Here is a 13,629-nt window from a genome sequence, read left to right as displayed (position 1 = left end):
CTCAATTCCTGGCTCCGATCCGCCTTGCGTTCGACCTGTCGTTATAGACAACAATTTGTCTCACCGGTGGTGAGACAAATTGTTGAGTGTATCGGTGTCCTGAGGAGTTAGCAGGAAGCCATTACAGGGCCGAAACTACTGGAGGTAAGACGAGTGAGCGCAATATCAAGTGCTTGATCGTCGAACAGTTTGCTCTTGCGAGCTGCTGCGCTGGCTCCACCATCCCAATGACTCAACGCTTCGCGAACAGCTGGAACGGTAGGGGATACACCTTCCTGATTCAGCAGCCAATCCACTGTCGCCAACAATTCCATACCGAAGGGCGATTCAAAACCGTCGATTAACTCTGCGGTGCGCTCCAATGCTTGGGAATACTCCTTGGCTTCGGTCTTGAGATAGGTTTGCAGAAAGGCTTTGCGATCTTGGTCAAACCAGATCACATCACTGATACCCGCATCACTGATGCGCTTGTCGCAATGCAGGTAGCTGCCATCCAGGTTATTGAGCAGATGCTCCAACCGATTGGCATACGGCCCATATTTATGAGCAACAAACTTAAGATTCAGGGGGTTTTCAGTGTCCGGTAGCTTCTCAATAGCACGCTCCAGGAACCAGGCCAGCTTCTGAATCTCCAGCAGGCTGCATTCCATGCCTAGAACCCAATAGCGTCGAACCAGTTCCGCAATGAGTGCGCGAGCAGGCGTAAGCTTTTCCACGCCGCTACGTTTGGCGACATTCAGATACTGGTTGGAAGGTTCGAATACCAACACATCGACGTCCAGATCACTCAGGACATCAACAATCTGTTCGCGAACTTCTGGCCACTTCAAACCACCGTTGCCCGCACCTAGCGGTGGAACTGCCACGGACTTCACGTCGTTTTCAATCAGGAAGCGACGCAGATCTTGCAAGCCTTCGGTTATCCACGCCATCTGCGACGGCGATCGCCAGTGACGTTTGGTAGGGAAATTTACGATCCAGCGAGGACCGTCGAGCTCGTTGACTGCCGTTACGTGAACCTTTCCTGTCTCTACCGCGCCAGCCTTGCAGGCCGCCGAATACAGACGGTAGTTCTCCGCGAAGCGCTCTTTGAACATCAACGCGATACCTTTGCCCATCACACCTACGGTATTCACCGTGTTGACGAGGGCTTCGGTTTTGGCTTCCAGAAGGTTGCCTTGGGTAAATCTGATCATTGGAAATACCATCCCGAGCGCGCATGAACAGACAACGTCAGGCCTCTAGCGGCCACGTCTTGCTCAATGCGTTCTTTCATTGCATCGGAGTAGCACATGATGCCAAGGAGTCCTGTAATCGGTAGGTGATGGTGAATCAGCGCTTCGGCCTGATAACGCTCCATCTTTCGAGGGTCATCAGGATCACGTTTGAAGTCGCGCCGTTGAAGGATAGACCAATCGATCTCGCCGAGATTCGCCAGATCACTGTAATAGTCTGTCCAATCCGGGTAGGCGTGTGCGTTTGTGAAGACAAACGGTAGGCCCAGCTCTTCGACGCGGTAGAGACTGGAGACGAGAATTACAATCTCGTCGTTTTTTCGCTGCTGAACGCTCCACCCGGAGTGAATGTTTTTCATCATCACAGAGAAGGGTGTGAAATAGAAGGGTACGTAGTCGGCCAAAAAACCCTCTGGTGCGATAGGTACACGGCGAGATCGGCGCTTGTCGATCAAATCGACATTGCCGATATTCACGTACTGGGGGGCCAGCACCTTCGAGTTCGCGCAATGCAGCCCATTGTCCAGAATCCAAGGCAGGTTATCGCGGTGGATGATACGCCAAATCAGAGCCTTCTCTGGATTCAGACTGGTGTAGTTCATTGATAAAACATTCTCTGATTCGCGCCGGTGAGTACATTAACACCGGCCTCGCGCATTTTAGCCACGCAGAGTGTTTCGACCTCCTCGTTAGGAGTGAAGATTTTGAAGAAGGCGTTTGGTTTCACAATGCCAGGCGCCAAGCATTCCGCCATGCAGATGCTTTTGCAGTGCGCATCGTGATACTCCCGGCTGTTCATGACCTCCCACTCGATGGCTTCGAAACCCTCGTCGTAATCGAGTAACTGGATTGAATCGTTTGTCAGAGGGTGGCGGGGAATGACCTTCCAACCGTTTTGTTTCGCGATAGTCCTGTAAACGGAGATCAGGACGAATTTCACATCAGGGTTGTTACGTTGCACACTTCCGTCAAATGGATTTGCAGCGAACCAGTGAAAGGGCACATAGCTGTCAAGCTCAAGGGCTGCGCTTCTTCAGAATTTCACTGTCAGCTACATCTTTGAAGTCGGTGAGTTCAGCGCGAGGCTTTAGACCTCCCTGAAAAATGCCATCCAGGTTTTCAACCGAAGTGAGGTGGTATAGAAGCTTTTGTTCCTTGATATTTCTGACGTCTGGCATCGTGGTCTCCTTGACCTGCACAACTATCTAAACCCGCTTTAGCCCTATCTCTTCTGCGCGTTAACCGCGACCTTCCAAGTCGGGCGTACTTCGTGATTCTAGTGTGCCATCACCTTAGGCCACAAGTGTTGCAGGGGAAGTGGCCGGTTTGCCCAAAACCGATCTCTCACTCTTCGTCAAAATAATCACGATCCAGCGCCGGCAACCGCAGCAATCGCGATGTAACGCCCACCTCATGATCCATCATCAGATGCACCAGTCGCGCGCCATCCACCAACACAATCCCGTCCACCGATTTAGCGAAGTCGACAGCGTTTGCCGTGAAACCAGAGGTTGTGATGAAAACCCCGCGTTTGGCTTTTTGCCCGGCAAGCGCACCGTAGAATGCCTGCAACTCAGGGCGTCCCACTATGTTCTGCCAGCGTTTGGCTTGAACGTAAACCTTCTCCAATCCCAGCTTGTCAAGCGAGATGATGCCATCGATGCCGGCATCCCCTGAGCCGCCGACACGCTGCAGGTCATTGCGACTGGCGCCGTATCCCAGGCGATGAAGCACGTCCAGCACGATCACTTCGAAGCGGTTGGGGCTGACCTGTAACAAGTTATCCAAAAGGTCAGCCGCCGTAGCGTCGCGCAATTCCTGGAGAGCTTGTTCAAGCCGATCATCCGGGCTGGCGGTCGCGAAGGTCACGTCAGGTTCAACAGGAGTTTCGTCATCGAGCGGGGCGTCGTCGGGGGCAACCTTCAGCTTCACATTCATATAGCCAATGGCTAAATGCTCCACTTCATCGGACGGCATCGGGGCTGGATGTTCCTTGGCGTAGGCCACGCCCGCGTCAGTCAATTTCCAATACCCGCGTTTGGCACTGGCAGTTAAATGTGACCGGCAATGATGTAAATGATGTAAATGATGTAAATGATGTAAATGATGTAAATGATGTAAATGCTAAGCAAGAGTGGCTTGAGGAGAAACAGGGGCTTGCTCATTTCGCCCCTGTGAACGCTGCGATGGGTACGCTTGCTGAGTTGAGTAATTACAGTTCGAATGAAATCATTCAGCACAAACTACTGACTGCTGAAAATCAGTGCTCTGTTGCTCAGAGTTACTTTCATGGTGTGGTCCGAAAACTGACAGCAGACAAAAGAGAGTATCTGCACGCGTTTGAGCTATCCATGAGCTATAGGTCATGGTTGGCGTCTGGGCAAGGTCGGGTTCAGGCGTAATCGGAGCTGGGTGAGCAGAAAGCGGCATTGGGTGTCGCCCAGAAACTCACAACCGAGCACGCCGAATTTGGTAAGACTCTGACGGCTATTCTGAGTGATCCACTGCGGCGTTTCGTGCCTGGAAATTATGACCAGGAAGCCATCAGCGCGGGATGCTGATCTTTCTCGCTAATCGTTGAGGCTCACTTTTTCGCAGGCATTAAAAAGCCGGCTTGTGGCCGGCTTCTCGGGGACTGGCTTGGATCATTTTTGGTAAACCGCGCCAGCCTTCAAAACGTACACCCGGATCTTGCGTCCGGCTGTGGGACTCGGCGAGAAAATCATCTGCCTTGTCGGTGCGATCTGAAGCCGCGAGGCGGGTCGATGCGCAAATGTGGGCCGCAGCATACTGATTTTTTGGGGGAATTCCCAGCATGGTGTGCGACCTAGAGCGATTGCGGTTACGTGTAGCAGGTGGCGGAGCCTGCGTTAGGCTGCGCAGCAGTCGTAAAACCATCTAACCCGGTGTTTCAGGTACACCGCGGATACCAGATTCACGACTGCTCCGCAGCCTAACGCAGGCTTCGCCAGCTGCTACACAGTTATGTGTTTACAGAAAAGGAATGGGTGGCCTGCGTTTATTCAGGGTCGACCACCAGAACACCCATCCCAGAACCCTTATGTTTTGTTCTTCGATTTGCGGAGGTCTGAAGACTTCATCCGGGTATTCGGAGCTGTTGTGGCTGCGCATGCGTATCGCGTTGCCTGGTACCCGGCTCAGGTATTTGATTCGCAACATGCCGTCGTGCTCGATTGCGTAAATCTCTCCGTCAACAATTTGCGTGAGCCCGCGGTCGATGGCGACGATGGAGCCATCTTCAATTTTTTCGGCCATGCTGTTGCCAACCATGCGGGCGCAGATGGCATCGGCGTGGTTGATTTCCAGGGAGTCAAGATCGCTGCGCGGCAGGCGGATCGATTCGCTGGGGTCTTTGATGACATGGGTTTTGTCGGAGCCGGGGGCAGTGGTCGCTTCTTTGTAAAAGGGTAGTTCGATATCGATGGGGTCGATGACCCGATAGGTGCCCCGGATTGACTGGGCGTCGAAGGTGTTGCCGGATGCATCGATCAGATGCAATGCCCTGGCGTCTTGCGGTCCTTCGCCGGTTTTCAGCCATTCAGTGTTCACGGACAGTCTTCTGGCGACATCTTCCATGCGGTAGTCAGGAACCCCGCGGGTATACCAGTTATGGACAGTTTGAGGGTCGGAAATACCCAGGAATTCGGCAAATCTCGTTGTCGTGATTTGTAACTCTTTCAGAAGCATTCTGAATCGTGGGCCGCAGGTTTTGTTCTTTTTCATAAACACGAGTCTAGCCGTGCGGCATAAGGCTTTGATTCAACAAAACGTTCAAATCTGGCGTGAAATTTAAGTCCTGATGTAAGACGTCTTTTGTAAAAATTAAACAAGAAAAAACCGGTTTGCCCGCCAGTTAAATGTGCTGTTGAATATGGTGTTCAAACGCCCACAAAAAACCCCGGATCAACCGGGGTTCTTCGTTATAGCCGTTCGTGAGAGGCGGCTATCAGCCTTTATAGGCAGCAACCGACTTCATGATCTCGGTGCGAGCGGCTTCTGCGTCGCCCCAACCTTCGATCTTCACCCATTTGCCTTTTTCGAGGTCTTTGTAGTTCTCGAAGAAGTGCTTGATCTGTTCCAGCAGCAGAGGTGGCAGATCGGTGTATTCCTTCACGTCGACGTACAGCTGGGACAGCTTGTCGTGTGGGACTGCGATGACTTTGGCATCGCCGCCGCCGTCGTCGGTCATGTGCAGGATGCCGACCGGACGGGCGCGGATGACCGAACCTGGAGCAACCGGGTAAGGGGTCACGACCAGCACGTCGAGGGGGTCACCGTCGTCAGCCAGGGTGTTCGGGATGAAACCGTAGTTGGCCGGGTAGAACATCGGGGTGGCCATGAAACGGTCAACGAACAGGCAATCGCTGTCTTTGTCGATTTCGTATTTGATCGGGGCGTGGTTGGCCGGAATCTCGATCGCGACGTAGATGTCGTTCGGCAGGTCTTTGCCAGCCGGAATCTTGCTGTAGCTCATTGGGCGGTGCCCCCGTTAGTTGACCAAAAACACTTGGCCGGATTGACCAAAAAGTGGCGGCGATTATAGGCATATTCCTTCGTCGACGCCATGTACCAGAGGTCGTAGAGACCTTAGTCGTGTGCCTGATAGACCGGGTCTTCGGCCAGAAGTTGCCGCAGCCGGGCCAGAGGGTCCTGACGATAAAACAGCTTCAGCTGTTCATAGACCTGAGGATACGCCTCGTGCAGCAAATCCGGGGCGCTAAAGAAGTATTCGCTGGTGACCGCGAAGAACTCGGCGGGGTTTTCCGCAGCGTACGGGTCGATGGCGGTGTCAGCGTCGGGATTGCGGTCCAGTTGCCGATCAAGGTCGTCGTAGGCCTCTTGCATGACCTTGGCCCAGTCGCTGACCCGCATGTCGGCGTGCAGTGGCGGCAGGCCGTTGGCGTCGCCGTTGAGCATGTCGAGTTTATGCGCGAGTTCGTGGATCACCAGGTTGTAGCCTTCCCAGCCTCCGCTGGCCATCACGCCGGGCCACGCGAGGATGATCGGGCCTTGCTGCCAGGCTTCGCCGCTGTGTTCGCCGTCCCATTCGTGTTCGACGCCGCTGGCATCGCGATGGCGTTGGGGGCTGAGGAAGTCGTCGGGATAGAGGACGATTTCGTGGAAACCCTGATACCAGTTCAGATCGCACAGGTGCAGCACCGGCAACTGCGCCTGGGCGGCAAGCAGCAGGCGCTGTTCCTGGTGGAGTTCGACGCCGGGCAGGGCGGTCAAGTGTTTGTCCTGGAGGAACAGCACGCTGGCTTCGCGCAGCCACTGGTCTTCGGCGGCGCTAATGCCATCGAGAAAACTCAAGTGATGACGCACCCGCTGCCACATGTCGTCGGCAATCGGGTGTTTGGCCAAGGTGCGCTGGCGACGCCAGGCGCTAAGGGACCACATGGTGAATCAGCGCGATTGAGTTTTGGACGCGGCGTTGCCGAAGCGGCTGCGGATGATGCCGATGATCATCGGTACCAACGACAGCAGGATGATGCCCACGACCAGCAGCGACAGGTTTTGCTTGATGAACGGTACGTTGCCGAAGAAGTAACCCAGGGTCACCAGGCCACCCACCCACAAAATAGTGCCGAGGACGCTGAAGGCGAAGAAACGCGGGTAAGGCATTTTGGCGACGCCGGCGACGAACGGTGCAAAGGTGCGGATGATGGGGAGGAAACGCGCCAGGGTTACGGTTTTGCCGCCGTGTTTGTCGTAGAAGTCGTGGGTTTGCTGCAGGTAGTCGCGGCGGAAGATTTTCGAGTTCGGGTTGCTGAACAAACGCTCACCCGCCGTTCGTCCGATCACGTAGTTGGTACTGTCGCCAAGGATCGCCGCCAGCATCAGCAGGCCGCCCAGCAGCACCGGGTCCATGCCGCCACCGGCCGCAACGGCACCCGCGATGAACAGCAGGGAGTCGCCCGGCAGGAACGGCATGACCACCAGACCGGTTTCGCAGAAGATCACCAGGAACAGAATGGCGTAAATCCATGGCCCGTAGTTGTTTACCAGCAAATCGAGGTAAACATCGAGATGCAGGATAAGATCGAGCGGGTTGAAATCCATGGAGAGCACCTGAGGTGACGGCCCGACTCGGCAGGCCTGTGCGGATGACTTCGCGAAAGGCTACAGACGGGTGTAGTTTTTCTTACAAGCCGGAAAGGTCGGCATTATACGGGCTGAGAGGTGAAAAGCGCGTTGAGTTTGTAGCGGGGGATTTCGGAGCGCAGTGAGAGAAGATCGCAGCCTCTGGCCGTACCCATAAGGGCTGCGATCTTTTCGGCTTATAGCTCGTCGCTGATCGGCAACACGTAGTTCTTGAACTCGGTGTCTTCCTTGAACCCGATGGATTCGTAGGTTTTCTGCGCGACTTCGTTATTGCTGCTGGTGGAAACGCGCATGCGTACAGCGTTGGTTTCCTTGGCCATTTTCTTCGCAGTGCGGATGAGGTTGTCGGCCACCAACTGGCGGCGGGCCTCTTCGGCGACGTAGATGTCGTTGAGGATCCACACGCGCTTCAGCGAAAGGGACGAAAAGCTCGGATACAACTGACAGAAACCCATCAGTTTGTTGCTGTCGTCATCGGCCAGGGCCAGGTAGATCACCGACTCCTTGCGACGCAGGCGCTTTTCAAGGAACGCCCGGGACGAGTCCGGATAAGCCAGGGAGCCATAAAACTCGCGATATTTGACGAACAACGGGGTCAGCAGGTCCAGGTGTTCGAGCGTCGCTTGAATAATCCGCATGGTAGGTCTCGTCTTCAAGTGGCTGTCTTCACGTACTGTGACGGCGAACGGTTCTCACTCGGGCGGCCGTGTTTCGATCCTGCCTGAAACTGGGTCAGAAACGCAATGCGGAAACGGTTCAGGCATCCGACGAACTCAGTAGGAAATTACCTTTCATGCCTGCTCCAGCGTCCGACTCGAGTGTCTGAACTTGAGCTTCGTCCTTCAGATTGACCCCTGACAACTGCCGCCGACAGGCCTCGCGCATCAAATACAGCAAACGGTGTGCCGCCATGCCGTAACTCAGGCCTTCGAGTCGGACGTTGGAGATGCAGTTGCGATAGGCATCCGTCAGCCCGACCTTTGGATTATAGGTGAAATACAGCCCCAGGCTGTCCGGGGAGCTGAGGCCAGGGCGTTCGCCGATCAGGATCACCACCATTTTTGCACCCAGCAGTTCACCGATTTCGTCGGCTACGGCGACCCGACCCTGTTCCACCAGAATGACCGGTGAGACGGACCAGCCGTCACTCACAATCTGATCTTCCATCCGCGCCAGAAACGGCAGGGTATGGCGATGAACGGCCAGCGCCGACAACCCATCGGCAACGACAATTGCCAGATCGACACCGCCGGGATTGGCCAATGCGTAATCGCGCAGTGTCTGCGCCGAATCATCACTCAGCTTTCGCCCCAAATCGGGGCGTTGCAAATAACTGTTCCGGTCCGTAGCGGCGCTGTGTAGCAGCAGACTGGCACGCCCGCGTTCAGCCAGTTGTGAGCTGAGCCCCACATGGTCGAACGGTAAGTGCACCGCATCCCGCGCCTGAGCGTGGGCGTACTGGAAATCCAGCTGCGCGCTGGTCGGCATGCTGGTGCCGGTTCTTCCCAAGGCGATCCGCGCCGGCGTCAGGCGACGCAGTTCCAGCAACGGGTTCTGTGGATCAACGGGTGGTTTATCCATTTCAACACTCATCCCAGTTGCGCCATCGCTTGGCGGAAAGCCGGCGGCAGGCTGTCGCCGAAGTGAATCTTGCCGTCTGCCTGGGTGAAAATGCCCATTCTTGCCAGCCATTGTTCGAATTCCGGCGCCGGTTTCAGGCCCAGGGTCTGACGGGCGTAAAGGGCGTCGTGGAACGAGGTGGTCTGATAGTTGAGCATGATGTCATCGGAGCCGGGGATGCCCATGATGAAGTTGATCCCGGCCACGCCCAACAGGGTCAGCAGGGTGTCCATATCGTCCTGGTCGGCTTCGGCGTGGTTGGTGTAACAGATGTCGCAACCCATGGGCACGCCCAGGAGCTTGCCGCAGAAGTGGTCTTCGAGGCCGGCGCGGATGATCTGTTTACCGTTGTAGAGGTATTCCGGGCCGATGAATCCTACGACGGTGTTCACCAGGAACGGTTTGAAATGTCGCGCAACGGCGTAGGCGCGGGTTTCGCAGGTCTGTTGATCGATGCCGTGGTGGGCGTTGGCTGACAGGGCGCTGCCCTGACCGGTTTCGAAATACATCAGATTCTGGCCCAGCGTGCCGCGATTCAGGCTCAAACCGGCGTCGTAACCTTCCTGCAACACGTTCAGGTTGATGCCGAAACTGGCGTTGGCCGCTTCGGTGCCGGCGATCGACTGGAACACCAGGTCCAGCGGAACACCGCGATTCACCGCTTCAATGGACGTGGTGACATGAGTCAGCACGCAGGCCTGGGTCGGAATCTCGTAGCGCTGAATGATCGCGTCGAGCATTTCCAGCATGGCGCAGATCGAGGCGATGCTATCGGTGGCCGGGTTGATGCCGATCATCGCGTCGCCGTTACCGTACAGCAGGCCGTCCAAAACGCTAGCGGCGATGCCGGCCGGTTCATCGGTGGGGTGATTAGGTTGCAGGCGTGTGGATAACCGCCCACGCAAACCCATCGTTCCGCGGAATTTTGTAACAACACGGATTTTCTGCGCCACCAGCACCAGATCCTGCACGCGCATGATCTTCGACACGGCAGCGGCCATTTCCGGGGTCAGACCTGGCGCGAGGGCGCGCAGGCTCTGTTCGTCGGCGGCATCGCTGAGCAGCCAGTCGCGAAAGCCGCCGACAGTGAGGTGGCTGACAGCCGCGAAAGCTTGTTTATCGTGAGTGTCGATGATCAGTCGGGTGACTTCATCGGCCTCATAAGGAATCAGCACTTCCTGTAGGAAATGAGTGAGCGGGATGTCAGCCAAGGCCATCTGCGCGGCAACGCGCTCGCCATCGTTAAGTGCCGCGACGCCAGCCAGGAAATCCCCTGAGCGTGCCGGACTGGCCTTGGCCATCACCTCCTTGAGGCTTTCGAAGCGATAAATCAGGCCACCGACAGTGTGAGCAAAACTAGCCATACAGATTCTCCGTGACGGCGCAGATGGGGTCTGCGCCGTAATTTTCGGCCCTTTTAGTGCAGGGCTTCTTCAGCTTTCTGAATAGCCGCGAATTCTTCTTCGGGCGTGCCTGCTACGAGGTGATGCCGACTGTAGAAGGCAAAGTAAGCAATTAACACTCCATAGATGATCGCAGCGCCAATCACTACACGCGGGTCTACCAGAAAACCCGCCACCACGGCGATGCAAGCCAGCACCAGCGCGACACCCGAGGTGAAGATACCGCCCGGCGTGCGGTATGGGCGATCCATTTTGGGGCGCCGAATGCGCAGTGTGATGTGCGCCGCCATCATCAGGACGTAGGAAATGGTCGCGCCGAACACCGCCACCAGAATCAGCAAGTCACCCTGACCGGTCAGTGACAAGCCGAATCCGATGATGCCGGGAATAATCAGTGCCAATACGGGAGCCTTGCTTTTGTTGGTTTCTGACAGTTTGCGCGGCAGGTAGCCGGCGCGGGACAGTGCAAAGATCTGCCGCGAGTAGGCGTAGATGATCGAGAAGAAACTGGCAATCAACCCGGCCAGGCCCACCAAATTAACGAAGTGGCCCATCCAGGTCGAGCCACCATAGGCCTTGCTCAGCGCTTCGACCAACGGGTTACCCGAGGTCATCAAAGCATTGGCGCCCGCACCGCCAGGGCCGATCACCAGAATCAGCAGGGCAAAGGTCACCAGCACCAGCATTGCACCAATCAACCCGCGTGGCAGGTCGCGTTTCGGGTTTTTGGTTTCTTCTGCCGCCAGTGGCACACCTTCAACAGCCAGGAAAAACCAGATCGCATAGGGAATGGCTGCCCACACGCCGACGTAGCCGAACGGCAGGAAGCTGCTGGCGCCCTTGGCCTCGGTCACCGGGATGTCGAGCAGGTTGGCGACGCTGAAGTGCGGCACCATCGCCACCAGAAACACTCCCAGCGCCAGGGCGGCGACGGCGGTGATGACGAACATCAGTTTCAGGGCTTCGCCGACCCCGAAAATGTGAATGGCGATAAAGATGATGTAGAACGCCAGGTAAATCATCCAGCCGCCGATGCCGAACAGTGATTCGCAATAGGCGCCGATAAACACCGCGATCGCCGCTGGGGCGATCGCGTATTCGATCAGGATCGCGGTTCCGGTCAGGAACCCGCCCCAAGGGCCGAACGCACTGCGGGCAAAACCGTAGCCGCCACCGGCGGTAGGGATCATTGACGACAGTTCCGCCAAGGAAAAGCACATACACAGGTACATGGTCGCCATCAGCAACGTGGCGAGAAACATGCCGCCCCAGCCACCCTGGGCCAGTCCGAAGTTCCATCCTGCGTAATCGCCCGAGATGACGTAGGCCACGCCCAGGCCCACTAGCAGGACCCAGCCTGCCGCGCCTTTTTTCAGTTCCCGTTGCTGGAAATAGTCGGAGCCGACCTTTTCGAAGTCGACCGAGGAGGTAGCCGGCTGCACGCTGGCTTGATCGCTAGACATAGGGGTTCACCTGTTCTTATTGTTTTTGACCGGCGTGTTTGCCGGGTTGGCGCGAAGGCGCAATGTGCAAGCAAGCTCACTCCCAGAAGGAGAGTGGCTTGCCTGCGACAGACGCTTTTAGAAGAAGCCCAGCGGATTGATGTCGTAGCTCACCAGCAGGTTTTTGGTCTGCTGATAATGGTCGAGCATCATTTTGTGGGTTTCACGACCGACGCCGGATTTTTTGTAACCGCCGAACGCGGCATGCGCCGGGTACAGGTGGTAGCAGTTGGTCCACACACGACCGGCCTTGATGGCGCGGCCCATGCGATAGGCGCGGTTGATATCGCGGGTCCACAGACCGGCACCCAGGCCGAACTCGGTGTCGTTGGCGATGGCCAGGGCTTCGGCTTCGTCCTTGAAGGTGGTGATGCTCACCACCGGGCCAAAGATTTCTTCCTGGAACACGCGCATTTTGTTGGTGCCCTTGAGCAGAGTCGGCTGGATGTAATACCCGGTCGCCAAGTTGCCTTCGAGTTTTTCCACCTTGCCGCCGGTCAACAGCTCGGCGCCTTCGCCCTTGGCGATTTCCAGGTACGAAAGGATTTTGTCGAATTGCTGCTCGGACGCCTGGGCGCCGACCATGGTGTCGGTGTCCAGCGGGTCGCCACGTTTGATCGACAGCACTTTTTTCATCACGACTTTCATGAAGTCGTCGTAGATCGACTCTTGCACCAATGCACGGGATGGGCAGGTGCAGACTTCGCCCTGGTTGAAGAACGCCAGCACCAGGCCTTCGGCGGCTTTTTCGATGAAGGTTTCTTCGGCTTGCATGATGTCGGCGAAGAAGATGTTCGGCGACTTGCCACCCAGCTCCACGGTGGACGGAATGATGTTTTCGGCGGCGCATTTCATGATGTGCGAGCCGACCGGGGTCGAGCCGGTGAAGGCGATCTTGGCAATGCGTTTGCTGGTGGCCAGCGCTTCGCCGGCTTCTTTGCCAAAGCCTTGCACCACGTTCAGCACGCCCGGCGGCAGCAGGTCGCCGATCAGCTCCATCAGCACGGTAATGCCCAGCGGGGTTTGTTCGGCAGGCTTGAGCACCACGCAGTTACCGGCCGCCAGGGCCGGGGCGAGTTTCCAGGCGGCCATCAGGATCGGGAAGTTCCACGGGATGATCTGCCCGACCACGCCCAGCGGTTCATGGATGTGATAGGCCACGGTGTTGCCGTCGATCTCGGCGGCGCTGCCTTCCTGGGCGCGGATGCAACCGGCGAAGTAACGGAAGTGGTCGGCTGCCAGCGGGATGTCGGCGTTGAGGGTTTCACGCACGGCTTTGCCGTTGTCCCAGGATTCGGTGATTGCCAGGACTTCGAGGTTCTGTTCGATGCGGTCGGCGATTTTCAGCAGCACCAGCGAGCGAGCCTGGGCGGACGTGGCGCCCCAGGCATCGGCGGCCGCGTGGGCAGCGTCCAGGGCCTTTTCGATGTCTTCGGCCGTGGAGCGCGGGAATTCGGCAATCGGTTGGCCATTCACTGGCGAGGTATTGGTGAAGTACTGACCTTTGACAGGCGCGACGAACTCGCCGCCGATGTAGTTACCGTATTTGCTCTTGAACGAAACGATAGCGCCTTCAGTACCGGGGTGAGCGTAACGCATGGTGATTTCTCCTTGGCTTTTGTGCTTATAAGGGAGAGCGCATGTGCGCTTGTTATAAGCGTAGAGCAAAGGTCGGGCCACTGCCTTGCAGGTCAGGCAAATCAAGGCCTTACGCGGTTTTTGTCGGACCGACGGACTCTGTCT

General features: G+C 56.6%; 13 protein-coding genes and 1 pseudogene. 1 reads left to right on the top strand and 13 read right to left on the bottom strand.

The annotated features are described in order from the left end of the window. Window positions 1–107: 107 nt before the first annotated feature. The 4 genes and pseudogenes from QFW87_RS26050 to QFW87_RS26030 form a co-directional block, all read right to left on the bottom strand. The gene (locus QFW87_RS26050) at window positions 108–1,196 is read right to left on the bottom strand and encodes a macro domain-containing protein (RefSeq protein ID WP_283189211.1); all 1,089 of its coding nucleotides are present in this window, start codon (window positions 1,194–1,196) and stop codon (window positions 108–110) included. Further along, window positions 1,193–1,837 carry a DUF4433 domain-containing protein gene (locus QFW87_RS26045; protein ID WP_283189210.1) on the bottom strand — a complete coding sequence of 215 codons (645 nt, stop codon included), beginning with the start codon at window positions 1,835–1,837 and terminating at the stop codon, window positions 1,193–1,195. Before QFW87_RS26045 ends, QFW87_RS26050 begins: the two co-directional genes overlap by 4 nt. Further along, window positions 1,834–2,413, bottom strand: a pseudogene (locus QFW87_RS29875) (DarT ssDNA thymidine ADP-ribosyltransferase family protein). Before QFW87_RS29875 ends, QFW87_RS26045 begins: the two are co-directional and overlap by 4 nt. A gap of 166 nt (window positions 2,414–2,579) precedes the next feature. Then, complete coding sequence (locus QFW87_RS26030) at window positions 2,580–3,242, bottom strand: restriction endonuclease (RefSeq protein WP_283189207.1); 663 nt, start codon at window positions 3,240–3,242, stop codon at window positions 2,580–2,582. Window positions 3,243–3,292: 50 nt separating this feature from the next. On the opposite strand from QFW87_RS26030, the gene QFW87_RS26025 reads away from it, so the two are divergent. Further along, window positions 3,293–3,637 (top strand): hypothetical protein, encoded by a 345-nt coding sequence (locus QFW87_RS26025; RefSeq protein WP_283189206.1) that lies wholly within the window; start codon window positions 3,293–3,295, stop codon window positions 3,635–3,637. Window positions 3,638–4,226: 589 nt separating this feature from the next. Here QFW87_RS26025 and QFW87_RS26020 read toward each other — a convergent pair. From QFW87_RS26020 to QFW87_RS25980, 9 genes are all read right to left on the bottom strand, one after another. After that, complete coding sequence (locus QFW87_RS26020) at window positions 4,227–4,979, bottom strand: S24 family peptidase (RefSeq protein ID WP_283189205.1); 753 nt, start codon at window positions 4,977–4,979, stop codon at window positions 4,227–4,229. 223 nt (window positions 4,980–5,202) lie between these two features. Continuing rightward, on the bottom strand, window positions 5,203–5,730 hold the full coding sequence (gene ppa / locus QFW87_RS26015; RefSeq protein ID WP_028620880.1) for an inorganic diphosphatase: 528 nt from the start codon (window positions 5,728–5,730) through the stop codon (window positions 5,203–5,205). A gap of 113 nt (window positions 5,731–5,843) precedes the next feature. Then, the gene (locus tag QFW87_RS26010; RefSeq protein WP_283189204.1) at window positions 5,844–6,656 is read right to left on the bottom strand and encodes a zinc-dependent peptidase; all 813 of its coding nucleotides are present in this window, start codon (window positions 6,654–6,656) and stop codon (window positions 5,844–5,846) included. 6 nt (window positions 6,657–6,662) lie between these two features. After that, window positions 6,663–7,319, bottom strand: a complete 657-nt coding sequence (locus QFW87_RS26005) for a DedA family protein (RefSeq protein ID WP_283181817.1) — start codon at window positions 7,317–7,319, stop codon at window positions 6,663–6,665. Between the two features lie 218 nt (window positions 7,320–7,537). Further along, the gene (locus tag QFW87_RS26000; RefSeq protein ID WP_095130795.1) at window positions 7,538–7,999 is read right to left on the bottom strand and encodes a GNAT family N-acetyltransferase; all 462 of its coding nucleotides are present in this window, start codon (window positions 7,997–7,999) and stop codon (window positions 7,538–7,540) included. Window positions 8,000–8,117: 118 nt separating this feature from the next. Beyond that, window positions 8,118–8,942 carry an ethanolamine ammonia-lyase subunit EutC gene (gene eutC, locus QFW87_RS25995; protein WP_283181816.1) on the bottom strand — a complete coding sequence of 275 codons (825 nt, stop codon included), beginning with the start codon at window positions 8,940–8,942 and terminating at the stop codon, window positions 8,118–8,120. Between the two features lie 8 nt (window positions 8,943–8,950). Then, window positions 8,951–10,345 carry an ethanolamine ammonia-lyase subunit EutB gene (locus QFW87_RS25990; protein ID WP_283189203.1) on the bottom strand — a complete coding sequence of 465 codons (1,395 nt, stop codon included), beginning with the start codon at window positions 10,343–10,345 and terminating at the stop codon, window positions 8,951–8,953. Between the two features lie 53 nt (window positions 10,346–10,398). Then, complete coding sequence (eat, locus tag QFW87_RS25985; RefSeq protein WP_283181814.1) at window positions 10,399–11,847, bottom strand: ethanolamine permease; 1,449 nt, start codon at window positions 11,845–11,847, stop codon at window positions 10,399–10,401. 117 nt (window positions 11,848–11,964) lie between these two features. Continuing rightward, window positions 11,965–13,485 (bottom strand): aldehyde dehydrogenase family protein, encoded by a 1,521-nt coding sequence (locus tag QFW87_RS25980; RefSeq protein WP_033054129.1) that lies wholly within the window; start codon window positions 13,483–13,485, stop codon window positions 11,965–11,967. Between the last annotated feature and the right edge of the window lie 144 nt (window positions 13,486–13,629).

The sequence above is a fragment of the Pseudomonas sp. PMCC200344 genome (genome assembly GCF_030053095.1).
Lineage (GTDB): Bacteria > Pseudomonadota > Gammaproteobacteria > Pseudomonadales > Pseudomonadaceae > Aquipseudomonas > Aquipseudomonas svalbardensis.
The sequence above is the reverse complement of the archived record's forward strand: the minus strand, read 5'-3'. Positions and strand labels throughout refer to the sequence as shown.

Bases quoted from the DNA above. Each gene is read 5' to 3' on its own strand.
- QFW87_RS26050 (WP_283189211.1), bottom strand. From the start codon at position 1,196: ATGATCAGATTTACCCAAGGCAACCTTCTGGAAGCCAAAACCGAAGCC.
- QFW87_RS26045 (WP_283189210.1), bottom strand. From the start codon at position 1,837: ATGAACTACACCAGTCTGAATCCAGAGAAGGCTCTGATTTGGCGTATC.
- QFW87_RS26020 (WP_283189205.1), bottom strand. From the start codon at position 4,979: ATGAAAAAGAACAAAACCTGCGGCCCACGATTCAGAATGCTTCTGAAA.
- ppa (WP_028620880.1), bottom strand. From the start codon at position 5,730: ATGAGCTACAGCAAGATTCCGGCTGGCAAAGACCTGCCGAACGACATC.
- QFW87_RS26010 (WP_283189204.1), bottom strand. From the start codon at position 6,656: ATGTGGTCCCTTAGCGCCTGGCGTCGCCAGCGCACCTTGGCCAAACAC.
- QFW87_RS26005 (WP_283181817.1), bottom strand. From the start codon at position 7,319: ATGGATTTCAACCCGCTCGATCTTATCCTGCATCTCGATGTTTACCTC.
- QFW87_RS26000 (WP_095130795.1), bottom strand. From the start codon at position 7,999: ATGCGGATTATTCAAGCGACGCTCGAACACCTGGACCTGCTGACCCCG.
- eutC (WP_283181816.1), bottom strand. From the start codon at position 8,942: ATGGATAAACCACCCGTTGATCCACAGAACCCGTTGCTGGAACTGCGT.
- QFW87_RS25990 (WP_283189203.1), bottom strand. From the start codon at position 10,345: ATGGCTAGTTTTGCTCACACTGTCGGTGGCCTGATTTATCGCTTCGAA.
- eat (WP_283181814.1), bottom strand. From the start codon at position 11,847: ATGTCTAGCGATCAAGCCAGCGTGCAGCCGGCTACCTCCTCGGTCGAC.
- QFW87_RS25980 (WP_033054129.1), bottom strand. From the start codon at position 13,485: ATGCGTTACGCTCACCCCGGTACTGAAGGCGCTATCGTTTCGTTCAAG.